Origin of the sequence: Acidovorax sp. 69 (assembly GCF_002797445.1) — a bacterium.
Taxonomy (GTDB): domain Bacteria; phylum Pseudomonadota; class Gammaproteobacteria; order Burkholderiales; family Burkholderiaceae_C; genus Acidovorax.
The window spans coordinates 1624918-1641995 of record NZ_PGEP01000001.1 but is presented as its reverse complement, the minus strand read 5'-3'; the positions used below and the strand labels follow the sequence as shown (position 1 = coordinate 1641995).

General features: G+C 63.2%; 19 protein-coding genes. 13 read left to right on the top strand and 6 right to left on the bottom strand.

Annotation, left to right across the window (positions count from 1 at the left end; translation table 11 throughout):
• The first annotated feature begins 84 nt into the window (after positions 1-84).
• Positions 85-993, top strand: a complete 909-nt coding sequence (locus CLU85_RS07535) for a LysR family transcriptional regulator (protein WP_198509153.1) — start codon at positions 85-87, stop codon at positions 991-993.
• Between the two features lie 106 nt (positions 994-1099).
• Here the strand turns inward: CLU85_RS07535 and CLU85_RS22970 are convergent, their stop codons facing one another.
• Positions 1100-1246 carry a hypothetical protein gene (locus tag CLU85_RS22970; RefSeq protein ID WP_157803942.1) on the bottom strand — a complete coding sequence of 49 codons (147 nt, stop codon included), beginning with the start codon at positions 1244-1246 and terminating at the stop codon, positions 1100-1102.
• A 92-nt stretch (positions 1247-1338) separates the two neighbouring features.
• Positions 1339-1998 carry an NUDIX domain-containing protein gene (locus tag CLU85_RS07530; RefSeq protein ID WP_100409727.1) on the bottom strand — a complete coding sequence of 220 codons (660 nt, stop codon included), beginning with the start codon at positions 1996-1998 and terminating at the stop codon, positions 1339-1341.
• 60 nt (positions 1999-2058) lie between these two features.
• Here CLU85_RS07530 and CLU85_RS07525 point away from each other — a divergent pair, with 60 nt between their 5' ends.
• From CLU85_RS07525 to CLU85_RS07510, 4 genes are all read left to right on the top strand, one after another.
• Entirely contained in the window at positions 2059-3006 is a 948-nt protein-coding gene (locus CLU85_RS07525; RefSeq protein ID WP_100409726.1) for a metallophosphoesterase, read from the top strand.
• Positions 2999-3571 carry a hypothetical protein gene (locus CLU85_RS07520; protein ID WP_100409725.1) on the top strand — a complete coding sequence of 191 codons (573 nt, stop codon included), beginning with the start codon at positions 2999-3001 and terminating at the stop codon, positions 3569-3571. Before CLU85_RS07525 ends, CLU85_RS07520 begins: the two co-directional genes overlap by 8 nt.
• A gap of 363 nt (positions 3572-3934) precedes the next feature.
• Positions 3935-4909 (top strand): ADP-ribosylglycohydrolase family protein, encoded by a 975-nt coding sequence (locus CLU85_RS07515; protein WP_100409724.1) that lies wholly within the window; start codon positions 3935-3937, stop codon positions 4907-4909.
• Between the two features lie 251 nt (positions 4910-5160).
• On the top strand, positions 5161-5643 hold the full coding sequence (locus CLU85_RS07510; protein WP_100409723.1) for a GreA/GreB family elongation factor: 483 nt from the start codon (positions 5161-5163) through the stop codon (positions 5641-5643).
• A 276-nt stretch (positions 5644-5919) separates the two neighbouring features.
• On the opposite strand, the gene CLU85_RS07505 is transcribed toward CLU85_RS07510, so the two are convergent.
• The gene (locus CLU85_RS07505) at positions 5920-6315 is read right to left on the bottom strand and encodes a TipAS antibiotic-recognition domain-containing protein (RefSeq protein WP_100409722.1); all 396 of its coding nucleotides are present in this window, start codon (positions 6313-6315) and stop codon (positions 5920-5922) included.
• Positions 6316-6584: 269 nt separating this feature from the next.
• On the bottom strand, positions 6585-7469 hold the full coding sequence (locus CLU85_RS07500) for an IclR family transcriptional regulator (RefSeq protein WP_100409721.1): 885 nt from the start codon (positions 7467-7469) through the stop codon (positions 6585-6587).
• Between the two features lie 288 nt (positions 7470-7757).
• On the opposite strand from CLU85_RS07500, the gene CLU85_RS07495 reads away from it, so the two are divergent.
• The 8 genes from CLU85_RS07495 (at position 7758) to CLU85_RS07460 (ending at position 15709) form a co-directional block, all read left to right on the top strand.
• A complete protein-coding gene (locus CLU85_RS07495) occupies positions 7758-8867 on the top strand; it encodes an ABC transporter ATP-binding protein (RefSeq protein WP_100409720.1) in 1110 nt (369 codons plus the stop codon).
• Positions 8864-9736, top strand: coding sequence for an ABC transporter permease (locus CLU85_RS07490; protein WP_100409719.1), 873 nt, complete (start codon positions 8864-8866; stop codon positions 9734-9736). The genes CLU85_RS07495 and CLU85_RS07490 overlap by 4 nt, the downstream gene beginning before the upstream one ends.
• A 5-nt stretch (positions 9737-9741) precedes the next feature.
• Positions 9742-10536, top strand: a complete 795-nt coding sequence (locus CLU85_RS07485; protein ID WP_100409718.1) for an ABC transporter permease — start codon at positions 9742-9744, stop codon at positions 10534-10536.
• A 15-nt stretch (positions 10537-10551) separates the two neighbouring features.
• The gene (locus CLU85_RS07480; protein ID WP_100412419.1) at positions 10552-10848 is read left to right on the top strand and encodes a (2Fe-2S)-binding protein; all 297 of its coding nucleotides are present in this window, start codon (positions 10552-10554) and stop codon (positions 10846-10848) included.
• The gene (locus tag CLU85_RS07475; protein ID WP_100409717.1) at positions 10845-12269 is read left to right on the top strand and encodes an NAD(P)/FAD-dependent oxidoreductase; all 1425 of its coding nucleotides are present in this window, start codon (positions 10845-10847) and stop codon (positions 12267-12269) included. The genes CLU85_RS07480 and CLU85_RS07475 overlap by 4 nt, the downstream gene beginning before the upstream one ends.
• On the top strand, positions 12266-13426 hold the full coding sequence (locus tag CLU85_RS07470; RefSeq protein WP_100409716.1) for an FAD-binding oxidoreductase: 1161 nt from the start codon (positions 12266-12268) through the stop codon (positions 13424-13426). The genes CLU85_RS07475 and CLU85_RS07470 overlap by 4 nt, the downstream gene beginning before the upstream one ends.
• Positions 13427-13479: 53 nt before the next feature.
• Positions 13480-14550, top strand: coding sequence for an ABC transporter substrate-binding protein (locus tag CLU85_RS07465; RefSeq protein ID WP_100409715.1), 1071 nt, complete (start codon positions 13480-13482; stop codon positions 14548-14550).
• A 169-nt stretch (positions 14551-14719) separates the two neighbouring features.
• The gene (locus CLU85_RS07460; RefSeq protein ID WP_100409714.1) at positions 14720-15709 is read left to right on the top strand and encodes a c-type cytochrome; all 990 of its coding nucleotides are present in this window, start codon (positions 14720-14722) and stop codon (positions 15707-15709) included.
• Between the two features lie 82 nt (positions 15710-15791).
• Here CLU85_RS07460 and CLU85_RS07455 read toward each other — a convergent pair whose 3' ends face one another.
• Positions 15792-16487: a plastocyanin gene (locus tag CLU85_RS07455; RefSeq protein WP_100409713.1), complete on the bottom strand. Its 696-nt coding sequence runs from the start codon at positions 16485-16487 to the stop codon at positions 15792-15794.
• A 79-nt stretch (positions 16488-16566) separates the two neighbouring features.
• Positions 16567-17040 (bottom strand): group 1 truncated hemoglobin, encoded by a 474-nt coding sequence (locus CLU85_RS07450; RefSeq protein ID WP_100409712.1) that lies wholly within the window; start codon positions 17038-17040, stop codon positions 16567-16569.
• Positions 17041-17078 lie beyond the last annotated feature (38 nt).

Genomic DNA, 17078 nt, shown 5'->3' with positions numbered 1-17078 from the left:
TCCGTATGCACCGCGACCCAAAACAGTGCGCAGGCCGCCAACGTCGCTCATTCCCCCACCGCATGACCTCTGCGCTCTACCTCCATGACCCTGCTGCGCCGCGCCTTTTTGCCATCCACCGCCGATTTGCTGGCCTTTGAAGCCGCCGCCCGGCACCAAAGCGTATCGCGCGCGGCAGAGGAATTGCACCTCACGCAAAGCGCCGTGTCGCGCCAGATCCGCCAGCTGGAAGACCAAATCGGCACCGCCCTCTTCCACCGCGTGCGCCAGCGTGTGGTGCTGACCGACGCAGGCCGCGTCTATGCCGCCGACGTGCAAAACGTGCTGCAGCAGCTGTCGGCCAGCACGCAAAAAGCCATGGCGTTCTCCAGCACCGACGGCCTGCTCAACCTGGCCGTGCTGCCCACCCTGGGCACCCGCTGGCTCATCCCCCGCCTCGGCGGCTTTATGGCGCTGCACCCCGAGGCCATGGTCAACTTCTCGGCGCGCACCGAGCCCTTTGACTTTGGGGGCACACCGTTTGACGCGGCCATCCACTTCGGCACACCGCACTGGGCGGGCGCTGTGTGCGAATACCTGATGCACGAAGAAACCGTGCCCGTGTGCAGCCCCACCTACCGCGACCGCCACGGCATTCACACCCCGCAAGACCTCACCCGCGTGGTGCTGCTGCAGCAAAGCACCCGCCCCACACAATGGGCCGAATGGTTTGAGCTGGTGGGCGCCCCCACGGCTCTGGCCCTGCGCGGCCCGCAGTCTGAACACTTCGCCATGATTGCGCAGGCTGCGGTCTCCCACCTGGGGGCGGCGCTGCTGCCGCGTTTTTTGATCGAGCAGGAGCTGGCGGCAGGGAGCCTGGTGGAGCTGTCAGACCAGGTGCTGACGAGCACCGATGCGTATTACCTGGTGTACCCCGAGGCGCGCGCGCAGACACCGCTGGTGAAGGCGTTCAAGGATTGGGTGGTGGGGGAATGCGCGGGGCGTGCGAATTGAGCTTGCAAAGATCCACGGGAAAACTATCGAAGGGTTAGAGACAGCTCCAGGCTGGTTGCGGGCGTTGGATATCTACACGTTCAATGACCGCTTCGATCACTACCGGTCATGGAGCAGGTGGCGGGCCGCCTGGCCGGAGCATCTCGATGAGTGCCTCGAACTTGCCGCTCCATGACTTGATCTTGGTATCCCAGCGCTCTGGCCAAGCCGCCGCCAAGCTCAGGCCCGCCACCAATAATGCAGTTACCGTCAACAGTCATGTCCCTCGTCCAGGTGGATTCCATCTATCGAGGTGTCCGGGGAAATGAGACCAGCACAGGGGTCTCCAAGAGAGCCTTCCTCTTCCTAAAATGAAAAATCCTGCCTCGCTCTGAAAACTTGCGCAGGACGTTGTGCACCTCGCACAAACTCGTCGGTCTCAATGATGTCTTCCGATGACTTGAGCCGTCGTCGAAAAGAACTTTTGTCCAGAGGATGACCCAAGATAGCTTCAACCACCTTCTGCAACTGCGACAACGTGAAGCGCTCGGGCAGCAGGTGCAGGGGAAGTACATCTGCAGCCACTTTAGCCCGCAGCTTCTGAATCGCTAGTTCCAATTGGTCGGAGTGGTCAAAGGCCAGGCGGCGCTTGGGAGACACGACGTCCATCCAAGCCACCGCTTCTATCTTGTTGCGGACAACGGCATCTGTCTTGTCCAAAGGCAATAGGGCGTAGAACAAGACGGCGATGGACCACCCTCTGGGGTCTCGGTCCGGTCCGCTGTAGGTCTTGACCTCCTGCAGGTGCGGCAAGTCGATGGCCACCTTGTCAGCAAGCACTCGGCGAGCTGTCGCTTCGAGCGAGTTGTCCAGATGAGGTTTGAGGACGCCACCAGGCAACGCCCATTGCCCAACTTCGGGCTCTTGGGCCCGTTTCACCAGCAACACTTTGAGGCGCTCTTCGACCACGCTAAACAACGCGATATCAACGCTGACGAGTGGGAAAAGTTCGCGATTCTTGACCATAGTTGCAAATCACCACTAACACATGCACAATAGTGGCATTATGCAACTAAGAGGGGTCTCATGGGCTACGACATCATCGGAGACGTACATGGTCAGGCGAGCAAGTTAGAGGCTCTCTTGGAAGGGATGGGGTATCGGCTTAAAGCCGGGGCATTTCAGCACCCCCACCGGAAAGCCATCTTTGTGGGCGACTACATCGACAGGGGCCCTCGACAGGTGGACACGTACAGGATCGTTCGGGCCATGGTGGAGTCTCAAAATGCCCTGGCAATCCTAGGGAATCACGAGTTCAATGCCATTGCGTGGCACACCGCAGACCCAGCAGGTGCCGCACAAGGGCACTTTCTGCGTCCTCGCCACGGTGAAACCGGATCCAAGAACCGTCTACAGCACCAGCATTTCCTGGCGGAGGTTGAAGGGACGCGGCTACACGATGAAATCATCGAGTGGTTCCTCACCCTGCCGCTGTGGCTGGACCTACCCGAATTGCGAGTAATTCATGCTTGTTGGCATGACGACTACATCTCGGAACTGAAACCTCTAATGGGGCCGTCGCAAACATTGACCAGGGAGTTGATGGTCCGGGCGAGCCGTCAGGGCGACTCGGTATTTCAAGCCGTTGAGGGTTTGACCAAAGGCTTGGAAGTCGCGCTCCCTGACAGGCACGCGTTTCTCGACAAGGACGGGCACGAGCGGCGCAATGTCCGAATTCGCTGGTGGGACGAAAACAGCCATAGCTACAGAGATTTAGCGCTCATGCCTGACGAGGCGCGCATGTCGCTGCCTAAGGTGACTGTGCCAGCGCAAAGCAGACCGACTTACGATCAGTGCAAGCCGGTTTTCATTGGCCACTACTGGATGCAGGGCAAGCCGGTGCTTCAGGGCAGCAAGATTGCGTGTGTTGATTACAGCGCAGGGAAAGGTGGTCCGCTGGTCGCTTACCGTTGGGACGGTGAGTCTGAACTGAGCACCAAGAATTTCTTTGTTGCGGGAGGCCCTGATGCGTAAAAAGATCAATATTCCAACGGAGGTTGCCAGTTACGTCGATACGCCAGAACAGGGCACATCGATTGATGGAGCTGGTACGGCCAAAAAATGGCAGGAGGCTGCAAAAAGTGCCATCGATACTGCAAAGAAGGCTACGACATTGGCCAAGGCCCACTTGATCCGCGAATCACGAAAACATGGTGGCCGCTGGCAATGGGTCGACTTTCCAGGGCCGAAGGGCCGTGAATCAGCAGGCATCGTTGACATCCTGGCCATCAGAAAGCGTTGGGACCTCTCAGAGGAACCCGAGGACGCCGATCTCAAGCATCTCGATCTCTTGGACATCATGCTCATTCAGGTCAAGGGTGGCGCTGCAAAGACACCGTCAGCTGAGGACATCGCACGCATGGAACGCGTGGCCGATCGCTACCAGATTGGCAAGGTGCTGCTGTACCAATGGAATACCAAGAAAAAGGCAGAGACAGGCTACCGCATTCTCAATCCTGAGACCCACGAGTTCGGCCCATTGGTAACGGACAGCAAGGAACTCTTTGGCAAGAAATGGACTAGCCTTGAGTCCAACTAGCGCCTTCAGGGTGACAGGCCTGCCTGCGTTTTACGCGAAGGGTCTGAGGCGCTGCGTAGTGCCAGGAGTGGGCTGCACAATTCTGGGTGGCTTTTCCGGACCCCAGTCTTCCGTCGCAGACTTCTGGCGCGGTAAGGATGGTAACGTGTGGCTGCGAGTCACTTGGATGGGCTATCTGTGGAGTTTTCGGGCTCTGGGGCCGACAGGCGAATCGATTCCTAACGATCAGGACTCGATGGCAGTGTTTGCAGACTTCGTCACTCGAGAACTACGTCGGTGGATGGCTGAAGATGCACCCGACATGCCTCCTTTTGATGTCGATACCTGTACGCAGCTGGAGCAGTTTTCCTTGGGAAGGAAAGTATGAATTCCATCCGGAACTTGGCTCAAGGATGCTTGCTCGGCGCGTTGGTCGGCGACGCCGCAGGATCTCGATTGGAGTTCCTGGGAAGAAAGCCTACGCAAGCAGATGTGGCAGAAGCGTTGGCGATGAAAGGCGGAGGCGTCTTTGGACTGGCTCCAGGCCAAATCACAGACGATGGAGAGATGACTCTCTCGCTCGCCCGTTCCCTCGCAGGTTCTTTGCAATTTCCACGAGAGAAGGTCGCGGCCAACTATCGCGCATGGGTCGCCAGCAAGCCCTTTGACATGGGGCAGGCTACTTATGCTGCACTCGGCGGACCGATCGAAGTCGGTGAGGCCATAGCCGATGCCGTTTCCAGCAGAGCGGCGATTTACAACATGGGCTCCAAGGCGAATGGAGCTCTGATGAGAGCCAGTGCGCTGGGCATCTGGTCTACAGGAGTGTCACCTGAAGATGCGGTGAGAGCTGCGTGCGGCGATACACGCCTCACTCATCCGAATCCAAGCTGCCTGTGGGCCGGCGCCGCCTACGTTGTTGCCATCCGGCATTTGCTACTCCATCCCGATGACAGCATGGGTGCGTTTGAACTGGCGAACTGGGCACTCTCACTTGCCCCAAAAAGCGACTCCGCGGAAGTGTACGGATGGCTTGAAGACGCCTCAAATGGCAAGTTGCCAGACGGACAACCCAGCATGGGGTTTGTGCGTATCGCCTTTGTCCATGCTTTTCATCACATGCTGCGCGGTACCCCGTTTTTCGATGCACTGCAAAATGTCCTAGGGTATGGAGGCGATACAGATACGAATGCCTGCATCGTCGGAGGGCTTGTGGGTGCGCGAGTTGGTCTCACCGGCATTCCCGGACAGATGATCGATGCAGTGCTTAGTTGTGACACTGCAAAGGGCCGCACACGCCCTGACTGGCTGAGCCCCAAGGACGCCTTGGAGCTTGCCCAGAGAATTCTGAATGACTAATCTAATTGACAATGAGTTAGTTTAAGTCGGCTGACTTGTCAGCGGCTGCTCCAGGCTGGTTGCTGACACTCGCTTCGCTCGAGCAAAGGGGTACTATCCGCCGGCCCCTGCCGTTCGAAGCACCGACATGGGCGACAGGACAGCGCCCATCGCTGAAGTTAAGCGGCAGCCAACAGAAGCGTCGAAGGCTGGTGGAGCCCTTCGCAATCAAGACCTACCCCCTCGCTTGTTCGAGATGCCGACCTTTCATCATGGATAAATTCTTGTTGCAGCAGCAGGTGCTGGAACGGCTCGCCGAAGACCTTCTGCAAGCCGAACAGGCAGTGCGGGCGGCCCATGAAACGGCGACCCACGAAGAAAACATCGCAGAAAACAAATACGACACATTGGGACTCGAAGCCGCCTACCTGGCCACCGGCCAAGCTCGGCGCGCCGAAGCCATCCGCCAGGCGATGGCCCATTGGCGCCAATTCCGCCCGCGCCCCTACGACGCCAGTCAAGGTATTCAGCTCGGCGCGCTGGTCTGCCTGATCGATTCCGACGACAAGCAGCACCAGCTCTTCCTCGGCCCGGATGGTGGCAGCATGAAGTTGGTCAGCGGCGCTCAGCTCGTTCAAGTCATCAGCAGCGAAGCTCCTTTGGGCAGGGCCATTCTGGGTAAATGCGAGGGTGATGAGGTGTCGATACAGGTCGCTCCAATCCGGCAGCAGTTTGAGGTGCTGCGGGTTCATTGAGCCGCAGGTAAGTTCACGCCAAATTGGCCGAGGTCAGCGGACGTTCAGGCGTCATGACCATACCGGCTGGCTGGCAAGGTCAGCAGTGCTTTGAAGCGGGCCACGGGGTCCGAGGAGTCACTAGCGCATGAATGACCGCTGCGTAGCCCAGGCCATGAATTCAGGGGGCCGACATCGCCTGCAGCAATGGGTGCAACGTTGTCCTCCGGTCAAGCTCGCGGGACGAGATCGGCTCCGCAAAGTAGGGGCGGCTAGCCCGTCCCGCAGCCCACCCATCTAGCTCAAATTTCCCCGCGCATACCGATACACCGCATCCCCCAAAAATTCCACCATCCGCGGGTGATACCCGTTGTGAAACGCCTTCATGTCCGCGTTGTCTTCATAGAACAGCGCCGTGCCCACATATGCATCGCGCGATGGGGCGTAGAAGCGCGATGCGATGGCGTAGTGCTTGGCCATCAGCGTCTGGATCGCTGGCGACGCAGGATCGTTCGCATCGATCAGCGGTGCCAGTTCTTTGTAGAACGCATCGAAATCAGCGTGCGCCTGGGGCTTGTCAACATGCGCCCAGTTGTTGGTGCTGGCGAGGGAGTGTTGCTGCTCGGCGGCTTGCGCTGCGCGGCATTGGTTCAGGTATTCCGGAGTGGCTTGCTGAAGAAGTGAAGGACCCATGGTGGCCGTTTTGCTTTCAAGAACATGAAGGGTAGACCAAGCTTCGCGACGCGCTGGTGACGGTGAAAAACGGTCATGGAGCGCGCACTATAAAGGGGCACTTACATCCACGGGCAGGGTGCGCGTGAACCGTACTTTCTGCGCCACAGCGTTCCACGCACAACGCGCATTGCCGCGCACGCGGCGACGGCACTCAACGGGCGCTAGGAGCACTCGGCTAGGCGATGCAGCGTGACATCACGTCGCCTCCCTCAGTGGGCGCCAGCCTTTCAATCTGCGCTGTCCACCCCAGCGCTCAAGTCTGCGGCAGGCAGCACAACCCTCTGCTCTGGCGGCGATCCCGCCAGGCTCTGCGCCGGCCGCCGCAGCGTCGCATCAAACGGATTGATCTTCGGCCCCATCGCCGCCGCCTCGCGTTTGAGCAACTCCACCACCGTCGGTAATCGGTCATCGTTGAGGCGCGCAGAAATGGTCCCGACGCTCAGCGCCGCCACAGCCCTCCCTTCGCGGTCGCAAATAGGCACAGCCACGCCCGCCATGCCTTCGAGCAAGCCGGTATTGCGGCCCGCGTAGCCCAGCTGGCGCACGCGCTCGATCTCGGTGCGCAGATAGACCTCGTCAAACACACCGTACTCCCGCACGCGCGAGAGGTTGAAACGGATGACCTCTTCGCGCTCGGCCTCGGGCAAAAAGGCCAGGATGGCCAGCGCGCCCTGCCCCACGCCCAGGGCCACGCGGCCGCCGATGTCGCCGGTGAAGGAGCGGATGGGGAACGGGCCTTCGCTGCGGTCCAGGCATACGGCGTCGAACCCGCTGCGCACCAACAAAAAGATGCTGTCGCCCAGGCTGGCGCACAGGCGCAGCAGCGCCGGGCGGCACAGGCTGCGCAGGTCGCCGGGGTTGCCGGCCTTAGCAGCCAGGGCAAAAAAGTCCATGCTCAGGCGGTAGAGCTTGCTGCGCTCGTCCTGCTCGACCATGCCCTCTGCCACCAGCGATTGCAGCAAACGGTGCGTGGTGCCCTGCGTCAAGCCCACGGCACGCGCCAATTGGGTGACTCGCCCGCCCTCGGCCTGCAAGGCTGACAGGGCCCGGATGACGGCAAACACCCGGGGTACGCCGCCTGAAGCGATGGGTGCGGTTGATGCTGCTTCCATACCTCGCTCCTGTGGAATTGCTTGTTCAAACTGAAGGCATCATATTTCATTGAACGGAATAAATTCAATAAAACTTTCGTTTAGTGGAATACCCGAAGCGTTCTGGTTTGTTTATTGCAATAGATTCAATTGAAACCAGTAGCTGCTTCAACCTTTGTGCGGTGTTTGCACCACCCCGGTGCAAACACCCCCCACAGGCGCGCAGCCCCTCCATGCAACTCCACAGCAGGTGGCACGCGCAGCCCTCAAGGCAAGCCGTGCAGTGGCCCCACCGGAAAGGCTTTCGCCATGTCGTTTCTCAAGCTCACGGATGTGACCAAGTTCTATGGCAGCACCTGCGCGGTGCAGGCCATGAACCTCACGGTGCAAAAGGGTGAATTTGTGTCGCTGCTGGGGCCCTCGGGCTGCGGCAAGACGACCACGCTGCAGATGGTGGCGGGGTTTGAGGCGGTGACCAGCGGGCGGATTGAGCTGGATGGCAAGGACATCACCCACGCCAAGGCCAATACGCGCGGGCTGGGCATCGTGTTCCAAAGCTATGCGCTGTTCCCGCACATGACGGTGGCGGCCAACGTGAGCTTTGGGCTAGAGATGCGCAAGGTGCCCAAGGCAGAGCGTGCCGAGCGCGTGGCCCAGGCGCTGTCGCTGGTGCACCTGGAGGCGCACGCCACGCGCTACCCCCGCGAGCTTTCGGGCGGGCAGCGTCAGCGGGTAGCCTTGGCCCGCGCGCTGGTGATCGAGCCGCCCGTGCTGCTGCTGGACGAGCCCTTGTCCAACCTCGACGCAAAGCTGCGCGAAGAAATGCAGTTTGAGCTGCGACAGATTCAGCGCAAGGTGGGCACCACCACCATCATGGTCACGCACGACCAGAGCGAGGCCATGTCCATCAGCGACCGCGTGGTGGTGATGGAGGCCGGCCGCGCCACGCAGATCGACCACCCGCACCGCGTGTACGAGCACCCGCGCACGCGCTTTATCTCGACCTTTGTGGGCAAGGCCAACCTGCTGCCGGGCAAGGTCACCACCGCTGGCGGCATGCACACGCATGTGGCCGTGGGCGGGCTGACTGTGGCGGTGGCGGGCCAGCGCTTTCGCCCCGGTGCCGCCGTGCTGCTGAGCGTGCGGCCTGAAAAAGTGCAACTGGTGCCCGCCGTGCAGGGCCGCCTGGATGGCCAGGTGTGCGAGCGCTTCTTTTTGGGCAGCCAGTGGCTGTACCGCATCGGCACGCCCGTGGGCGACCTGATGGTGCTGACGCCCAACGATGGCCGCCCCGACCTGGCCGAAGGCGAACGCACGGGCGTGGACTGGCCCGACCACTGCATGCGCTTATTGCCTGCCGATGAAACAGCGATGGCCGAGCTGGAAGCGGAGGACATCGCCGCCGAGGTGGCGCCATGAGCCTGGCCACCACCTTGCTGCACAAAAAGGCGGCGCCCTGGTGGCTTTCGGCCCCGGCACTGGCGCTGTTCACGGTGCTGCTGCTGGTGCCGCTGGCGCTCACGGCAGTGCTGTCGTTCAACGCGTTCGACCCGGCCACGGGGGTGAAGGCGGGCGAGTTCACGCTGGTGCATTACGCGCATGTGTTCACCGATTCGTACTACCACGCCATCTTCTGGCGCACGTTCTGGATTGCCGGGCTGGTCACGCTGATCTGCGTGGCCATTGGCGCGCCGCAGGCCTACATTTTGAGCCGCATGGGCAGCCCGTGGCGCTCTATCTTGCTGCTGGTGGTGCTGGCACCGCTGCTGGTGTCGGTGGTGGTGCGCGCCTTTGGCTGGAGCATGCTGCTGGGGCCGGAGGGGCTGGTGAACGGGCTATTCGGGCTGCTGGGATTTGGCCCGGTGAAGATGCTCTACACAGAGATCGCTGTTGTGATTGCACTGGTGCATGTGATGCTGCCGTTCATGGTGATCCCCGTGTGGACCTCACTGCAGAAGCTGGACCCTGGTGTCGAGAACGCGGCGCTGTCGCTGCAAGCCACTCCGTTGACCACGCTGCGGCGCATTGTGTTGCCGCAGGTGCTGCCGGGCATTTTGTCGGGCAGCCTGATCGTGTTTGGGCTCGCGGCTAGCTCGTTTGCCATCCCCGGCCTGCTGGGCGGGCGGCGGCTGAAGATGGTGGCCACGGTGGTGTACGACGAGTACCTGCACGAGCTGAACTGGCCCCTGGGCGCAGCGATTGCGCTGACGCTGCTGGTGGCCAACCTCGTGGTCATGCTGAGCTACAACCGCTTGGTTGAGGGCCGCTACAAAAAATCTCTCGGGTGAGCACGATGCAAAAAAACGGCCCCCTCGCCCTCGCGTTCAACGCGTTGGTCATCACCTTCATGCTCGCCCCGCTGCTGGTGGTGTGCATCGTGGCATTCACGCCGCACAACACGCTGACGCTGCCCACCACCGAGTTCTCGCTGCGCTGGTTCAAGGCGGTGTTCGAGCATTCGGACTTCATGCAGTCGTTCTGGAACAGCCTGTGGCTGGCCCTGGCGTCGGCCACGCTGGCCACGGTGCTGGCCGTGCCTGCGGGCATTGCCATCACGCGCTACGAGTTTGCGGGGCGCGGCTTTCTCAATGGCTTGTTTTTGTCGCCACTGATCATTCCGCACCTGGTGCTGGGCGTGGCCCTGCTGCGGCTGTTTGCGCTGCTGGGGGGCACCGGCAGCTTTGGCTGGCTGGTGTTTGCGCATGCGCTCATCGTCACGCCCTACACGCTGCGGCTGGTGGTGGCGGCGCTGGTGGGGTTTGACCGCAGTGCCGAGCACGCAGCCCTGTCGCTGGGCGCCAGCCAGGCCACGGTATTCACGCGCATCACGCTGCCGATGATCTTGCCCGGCGTGACCGGTGGTTGGATGCTGGCCTTCATCAACAGCTTTGACGAAGTGACCATGTCGATCTTTGTCACCTCGCCCAGCACGGTGACGCTGCCGGTGCGCATGTACATGTACGCCACCGAGTCGATTGACCCCTTGATGGCGGCCGTGTCGGCACTCATGGTGGCCTTGACTGCCTGCGCCATGGTGGTGTTGGACCGGGTGTACGGGCTCGACCGCGTCTTGGTAGGTCGGAAATAAATGAGCACCGCAACCATGAGTTACCGCCAACCCTTGCTCCATCGCGTGGCCGAAAAGGACCGCGCGCCCGTGCCCTTCGTGCTCGACGGCGAGCCCGCCACGGCGCTCGAAGGCGACACGGTGCTCACGGCCATCCTCACCCACCGCGCCCAGTTGCGCCGCAACGAGTTCAGCCACGAGCCGCGCGCAGGCTTTTGCCTGATGGGCGCGTGCCAGGACTGCTGGGTGATGACTGCCACGGGCGAACGCCTGCGGTCTTGCGCCACCTTCATCCAGGCGGGCATGCAGCTGACTACCGGAGGGGCCGAATGATCGCCCCCACCTTGCAACCCGTGATCGTGGGCGCAGGCCCCGCAGGCATTCGCGCCGCGCAAACCCTGGTGGCGCATGGCGTGCGGCCTGTGGTAATGGACGAATCTGCACGCGGCGGCGGGCAAATCTACCGCCGCCCGCCCGCCCACTTTGCACGCAGCGCGCAAACGCTGTACGGCACCGAGGCCCACCGCGCCACAGCGCTGCACAGCACGTTGGATGGTCTGTACGCGCACATCGACTATCAACCCAACAGCCTGGTATGGAACGCCCAGGGCGGCCAGCTTGACGTGCTGCACGGCCCCACGCAGACCACGCGCACGGTGCCCTACGGCCAGCTCATCGTGGCCAGCGGCGCCACCGACCGCGTGCTGCCCGTGCCGGGCTGGACACTTCCAGGGGTCTACACACTGGGCGGCGCGCAGGTGGCGCTGAAGTTTCAGGGCTGCACCATTGGCCGTAACGTGGTGCTGATGGGCACCGGGCCGCTGCTGTACCTGGTGGCGTACCAATACGCCAAGGCAGGCGCACAGGCGGGTGTGAAGGTGGCGGCGGTGCTCGACACCGCCCGCTTTGCCGACCAGCTGGCCGCCCTGCCCGGCATGCTGACCCAGCCTTCCGTGCTGGCCAAGGGCCTGTACTACGTGGGCTGGCTGCGTGCCCATGGCGTGGCCGTGCACACCGGCGTGCGGCCCGTGCGTGTGGAGGGCGAAACACGGGTGAACGCCGTGGTATGGAGCGACGGCCGGAGTGAGCACAGCGTGCCCTGCGACGCCGTGGGCTTTGGCTATGCCCTGCGGTCCGAAACCCAACTGGCCGACCTGCTGGGCTGCCGCTTTGCCTGGGCCCCCATGCACCGCGCCCAACTGCCCGAGCGCGACAGCGCAGGCCGCACCAGCGTGCCAGGCGTGTACCTGGCGGGCGATGGTGCGGGCATCATGGGCGCGGACGCCGCTGAATGGGCGGGCGAGCGCGCCGCGCTGGCGCTGCTGGCCGACCACGGGGTGAAGGTCGATGCCGCACGCGCTGCGGAGTTGGAAAGCAAGCTGACGAAGCTCATGCCTTTCAGACAAGGGCTGGAGCGCGCCTTCCCCTTCCCCACCGACTGGGCCGTCAACGCGCCCGATGCGTTGGTGGTGTGCCGCTGCGAGAACATCACAGCCGGTGAGCTGCGCGCCTGCGCGCGCGACGCCGGGGCCGACGAAATGAACCGCCTGAAAGCCCTGACCCGCGTGGGCATGGGCCGCTGCCAGGGCCGCATGTGCGGCGTGGCTGCGGCTGAGATCCTGGCCCAGGCGACGGGCAAGCCGGTGGAGCTGGTGGGACGCCTGCGCGGGCAAGCACCCATCAAGCCGATTCCGATCCATCTGCAGGCCCAGGCCGCTGGCGCTGCCAGCGCCACGGCGGAGCACACCGCATGACCACCAGCACCCGAGTGATAGACACCGACGTCGCCATCGTGGGCGGTGGCATCATGGGCGCATCGGCCGCGCTGGCGTTGCGCCGCAAGGGCGTCAGCGTGGTGCTGCTGGAGCGCGACCTGTGTGGCTCCCGCTCCAGCGGCGTGAACTACGGCGGCGTGCGCCGCCAGGGGCGCCCTGTGAGCCAGCTGCCGCTGGCGCAGCGCGCGCACCAGGTATGGGCCAATCTGCCCGCGCTGATTGGCACCGATGGCGAATACCAGCGCAGCGGGCACTTCAAGATCGGCCGCAGCGAGGCGGACATGGCTTCGCTGGAAAAGTATGCGGAGGTGAGCCGCGACTTCGACCTGGGCATTCAACTGATTTCTGGCGCCACCCTGCGCGAGCGCTGCCCGTGGCTGGGCGGGCGTGCGATGGGCGGGTCGCTATGCCCCGATGACGGCCAAGCCAACCCGCGCCTGGTGTCGCCCGCGTTCGCACTGGCCGCACGGCGCGCGGGCGCGCAGATTCTGGAGCGCACACCGATGACGTCGGTGGAGCACGACGGCAAGCTGTTCACCGTGCGCTCTGGCACCGCCGTGACCGTGCGCGCCCCGGTACTCATCAACTGCGCGGGCGCCTGGGCCGGTGCGCTGGCGGCGCAGTTTGGCGAGGCAGTGCCCATCCACTCGGGCCACCCCGCCATGGCGGTGACCGAGCCCTTGCCCTTTTTCATGCATTGGAGCCTGGGCGTGGAAGGTGGCGGCATCTACTGCCGCCAGGTGGCACGCGGCAACCTGGTGCTGGGCGGTGGCGCCGGTGTGGCACTGGATGCCGACCGCGCCCGCTCGGAGCGCAGCGCCATCGCCACATTGGCAGTGCAGGCGGTAGAGCTGCTGCCGCAGCTCAAAAACGCACACTTCATTCGCACCTGGAGCGGCACCGAGGGCTACTTGCCCGACCGCCAGCCCGTGCTGGGCAAGAGCCACACCACGCCCGGCCTGATCCACGGCTTTGGCTTTGCCGGTGCGGGCTTTCAGATCGGCCCCGGCGTGGGCGAGGTGCTGGCCGAGCTGGCGCTCGACGGCCGCAGCACCACGCCGATTGCGGCGTTTGCCATTGAGCGATTTCTCCCAACGACGGTGGCTGAAGTGGCCAGCACTGCCGCTGCCCACTGACCACGTCAGCCACCGACGCGCCTTCCCCATCCCCCACCAGAAAGGAAACCACCATGACCTTCTCCCCTCGCTTCACACGCAGCACCCGCCGCGCTCTCTTGGCGGCCGCCGCACTGGCAGCCGTGGCCGCAGCAGGCACCGCTACCGCGCAAACCAAGACGCTGTACATCGGCATGAATGGCGGCACGATGGAGAAGGCGTACACACAGTACGTGTTCCCGGCGTTTGAAAAGCTGCATGGCGTGAAGGTGGTGGTGGTGCCAGGCACTTCGTCCGACATCCTGGCCAAGGCCCAGGCCAACAAGGACAAGCCACAGATGCACGTGATGTTTCTGGACGACGGCATCATGGTGCGCGCCATGGGCATGGGCCTGTGCGAGAAGCAGCGCCCCAACCCGCACCTGAACGACATCTACCCGGCGGCCCGCTTCAAGGACGACTTGGCCAGCGGCGTGAGCCTGGGCATGACGGGCATTGCCTACAACACCAAGATGTTTGCCGAGAAGGGCTGGGCTGCGCCCACGTCGTGGATGGACTTTGCAGACCCCAAGTACAAAGGCAAAGTGGTGTTCCAGTCCATGCCCTCCTCTTCGTTTGGTCTGCACGGCTTTTTGATGTTCAACCGCATCCAGGGCGGCAACGACAAGAACGTGGAGCCAGGCTTTACCAACTGGGCCAAGACGATTGGGCCCAACGTGCTGGAATACATCCCCAGCTCGGCCAAGATTTCAGAGATGGTGCAAACGGGTGAAGCGGCCCTATTCCCGCTCACACCGACCAGCGTGGCCGCCCTCAAGGCCAAGGGCATTCCCGTCGAATACGCGCAGCCCAAAGAAGGCTCGGTGGTGCTGATGACCGGCCAGTGCGTGATCGCCAAGAACAGCGAGCCCGAGCTGGCGCAAAAGCTGGCCGAGTTTCTGCTGAGCCCGCTGGCCCAGGCCAACGTGCTGCAGTTTGGCGCGCAGATCCCTACCAACCCCAAGGCGCCGGCTGTGGGTGAAGGTGCTGCACAAGTAGCGCAGATCAGCCAGTGTATGAAAAACGCCGTGACGCTGGACTGGGACAGCGTGAACGCGAACCGCCCCGCCTGGAACGCGCGCTGGAACAAGACCATCGAGCGCTGAGCACCGGGAAATTGCCTACACCGGCGGGCCGTTTGTGACAAAAGTCACCGGCCCCGCCTTGCCCTGCAGCGTGAGGGGGTCACAAACCGCTTCTTCGAACCCAGAATCCGGCGCCTGGACACACTGATTCGTTCAGTCGTTCATTCATTCGAAGAAGAGGGATACCACCATGAAACGCTGGATCAAATGGACCGCAGGCAGCGCGCTGCTGCTCGGTGTCGTTGTTATTGCCACCGCAGCCAGCGGCCTGTACCTGGCCGAGCAAAAGCGCAACCGCTACATCGACATCAAGCCCCGCCCCGTGGCCTACACCACCGATGCGCAGACCATCGAGCGCGGGCGCTACCTGTATGCATCGCGCGGCTGCACCGACTGCCACGGTGCCCAGGGCGCAGGCCGCGAATTCGTCAACGATGGCAAGGGCACGCGCCTGGCAGGCCCCAACATCACGCCTGCGGGAGTGGTGGCACGCTACCAACCCGAAGACTGGAACAGTGCCATCCGCCACGGCGTCAAGCCCAACGGACGCCCGGTGTTGGTGATGCCCAGCGAGGACTACAACCGGCTCACCAACGACGACCTCAATGCCCTGGTGTCGTATGTGCGCCAACTGCCGCCCCAGGCAGGCACAACGCCGGCCGTGATTGAGCTGCCACAGCCCGCCTGGGTACTGTATGGCCTGGGTGCCATCCCCGATGCCGCATCGCGCATCGACCACCAACTGGCGCCCTCGCGCCCCACCGCTGCGGGCGTGACGCTGGCCAACGGGCAGTATGTGGCCAACATGTGCATTGGCTGCCATGGCGCGGACCTGTCGGGCGGCAAGATCCCCGGCGGGCCGCCCGACTGGCCAGCGGCAGCGGATATCCGCCCCGGCACCAGCAGCGCCGACAGTGCCCTCGCACGCTACCCCAACGCAACGAGTTTTGTGAACATGCTGCGCACCGGCAAGCGCTCCGATGGAACGGCCATCCAGGTGATGCCTTTCGAGTCGCTGGGGCAGCTCAGCGACGTGGATGCGCAGGCGCTTTACCTGTACCTGAACGCCCCTGCGGGCAGCGTCAAGCAGGACACGAGCAGCAGCGCACCCGTCGGCGCCACCAAGAGCAGCGCCAACACGGCGCCTTCAGGGTCAGGTGGGCTCAGGCTGCCGGGATAAGCACCGACAAAAAGGAAGGCTGCGGGGTCTCGGTCGCCCCCACAGACCCGCCACCCAGTGGACCACCCGCCGTGGTGGTGGGTCAGCTGCCGGAGTGGAGATGGGAGCCGTGGGATGGCGCAGGTGCCTGGCTGTACGACCCCATGGGCCCGCCCGGCGTGTTGGTGGGCGCTGCGGGGGGCGCGCGGCGCACACGTGGCACCACGCTGAGCTGCACCGTGTCGAGCACCGGGCCGGGCACCACATTCAAGGCCTTGCGTGGCAGGTCCACCAACTGCTCGGCGTGCCACACCCGCACCTGGGCGGCACCGTCCGGCACACTGGCAAACCGGGCAATGCCATCGTTGTCGGTCTTGAGCGTCCAGGCCGAATCGGTCACGAACACGTGGCCGCGCATGGAGCCGTGCAGGTGGCAGCCCAGCAACACCACACCCGGTGTATCGAGCTTCACATCAGCGAAGTTGGCCGGTTTGCCATCGGCCTTGCCCGCCAGGCGCAACTCGAAGTTGGTGCTGGCCGCCGCGGGCGCAACAGCCGCACCCGCAGGGCTTGCAGTGCCCCCGGCCGGGTTGCCACGCACGTGGTGGTCCCAGCGGTCCTGGTTGGTGAAGCGCACAGTGCTGCCGGGCATCACCACCGTGACGGCGGGCACAAAGCGCATGCGCTCCTGCTCAATGGTGGGGCTCGGCTGCAACAGGCTGGGTGCCGCTGCCCCGGCCGCACCGGGGTACATCACCACCACGGCATCGGGCACGGGCTTGCCCTCGCGGTCCAGCACCTGAATTTGAACATTTCCGGCGCTAGCGCAAGTAAATAAAGCGCTAGCAGCTATCAAAACGATAGTATTTTTCATCATTTCATCGCTGGGTGATCACATCACGGTGCATAGGCGCCAGCAAGGCCAGCAGACGGTTTTGCTGAGCGAACGGTATGCCCTGGGCGTCCATGGCGCTTTGCAGCACCTCCACCAGGGCATTGAAGTGGCCCTTGTTGATGTCCATGTCGGCATGGGCCGATTTCATGTCAGCGCCTTCGTATTTGCAAGGGCCGCCGCTCAACTGGCAGATCTGGTCGGTCAGGCTCTCTTTCAGCGCTGCGGGTTTCACGTCCTTGAAGTGGCCTCCAATGCGTGGGTCTTTAACGACGCGGTTCACGAAATCATCCATCAGGCGCGTGATACCGGGCTTTTCGCCCAGGGCTGTGTAAAGACCTGCAGGGGCCACCGCAATGGTGGCGGTAGTTGCGGGGGCGGCGGTGGTCTGTGCCAGGGCGGGCGCGGCCAGCAGGCTGACAACGGACAGGCCCAAGGCGATGAAGGTGTGGTGTTTCATGGGGGTCTCACAAAATGGGGGTGAATGGCCGCTGCGGG

Excerpts from the sequence above, each read along its gene's own strand:
- CLU85_RS07530 (WP_100409727.1), bottom strand. The coding sequence starts at position 1,998 with ATGGTCAAGAATCGCGAACTTTTCCCACTCGTCAGCGTTGATATCGCG.
- CLU85_RS07450 (WP_100409712.1), bottom strand. The coding sequence starts at position 17,040 with ATGAAACACCACACCTTCATCGCCTTGGGCCTGTCCGTTGTCAGCCTG.
- CLU85_RS07475 (WP_100409717.1), top strand. The coding sequence starts at position 10,845 with ATGATCGCCCCCACCTTGCAACCCGTGATCGTGGGCGCAGGCCCCGCA.
- CLU85_RS07500 (WP_100409721.1), bottom strand. The coding sequence starts at position 7,469 with ATGGAAGCAGCATCAACCGCACCCATCGCTTCAGGCGGCGTACCCCGG.
- CLU85_RS07465 (WP_100409715.1), top strand. The coding sequence starts at position 13,480 with ATGACCTTCTCCCCTCGCTTCACACGCAGCACCCGCCGCGCTCTCTTG.
- CLU85_RS07525 (WP_100409726.1), top strand. The coding sequence starts at position 2,059 with ATGGGCTACGACATCATCGGAGACGTACATGGTCAGGCGAGCAAGTTA.
- CLU85_RS07535 (WP_198509153.1), top strand. The coding sequence starts at position 85 with ATGACCCTGCTGCGCCGCGCCTTTTTGCCATCCACCGCCGATTTGCTG.
- CLU85_RS07495 (WP_100409720.1), top strand. The coding sequence starts at position 7,758 with ATGTCGTTTCTCAAGCTCACGGATGTGACCAAGTTCTATGGCAGCACC.
- CLU85_RS07510 (WP_100409723.1), top strand. The coding sequence starts at position 5,161 with ATGGATAAATTCTTGTTGCAGCAGCAGGTGCTGGAACGGCTCGCCGAA.
- CLU85_RS07480 (WP_100412419.1), top strand. The coding sequence starts at position 10,552 with ATGAGTTACCGCCAACCCTTGCTCCATCGCGTGGCCGAAAAGGACCGC.
- CLU85_RS07490 (WP_100409719.1), top strand. The coding sequence starts at position 8,864 with ATGAGCCTGGCCACCACCTTGCTGCACAAAAAGGCGGCGCCCTGGTGG.
- CLU85_RS07505 (WP_100409722.1), bottom strand. The coding sequence starts at position 6,315 with ATGGGTCCTTCACTTCTTCAGCAAGCCACTCCGGAATACCTGAACCAA.
- CLU85_RS07520 (WP_100409725.1), top strand. The coding sequence starts at position 2,999 with ATGCGTAAAAAGATCAATATTCCAACGGAGGTTGCCAGTTACGTCGAT.
- CLU85_RS07460 (WP_100409714.1), top strand. The coding sequence starts at position 14,720 with ATGAAACGCTGGATCAAATGGACCGCAGGCAGCGCGCTGCTGCTCGGT.
- CLU85_RS07515 (WP_100409724.1), top strand. The coding sequence starts at position 3,935 with ATGAATTCCATCCGGAACTTGGCTCAAGGATGCTTGCTCGGCGCGTTG.
- CLU85_RS07470 (WP_100409716.1), top strand. The coding sequence starts at position 12,266 with ATGACCACCAGCACCCGAGTGATAGACACCGACGTCGCCATCGTGGGC.
- CLU85_RS07485 (WP_100409718.1), top strand. The coding sequence starts at position 9,742 with ATGCAAAAAAACGGCCCCCTCGCCCTCGCGTTCAACGCGTTGGTCATC.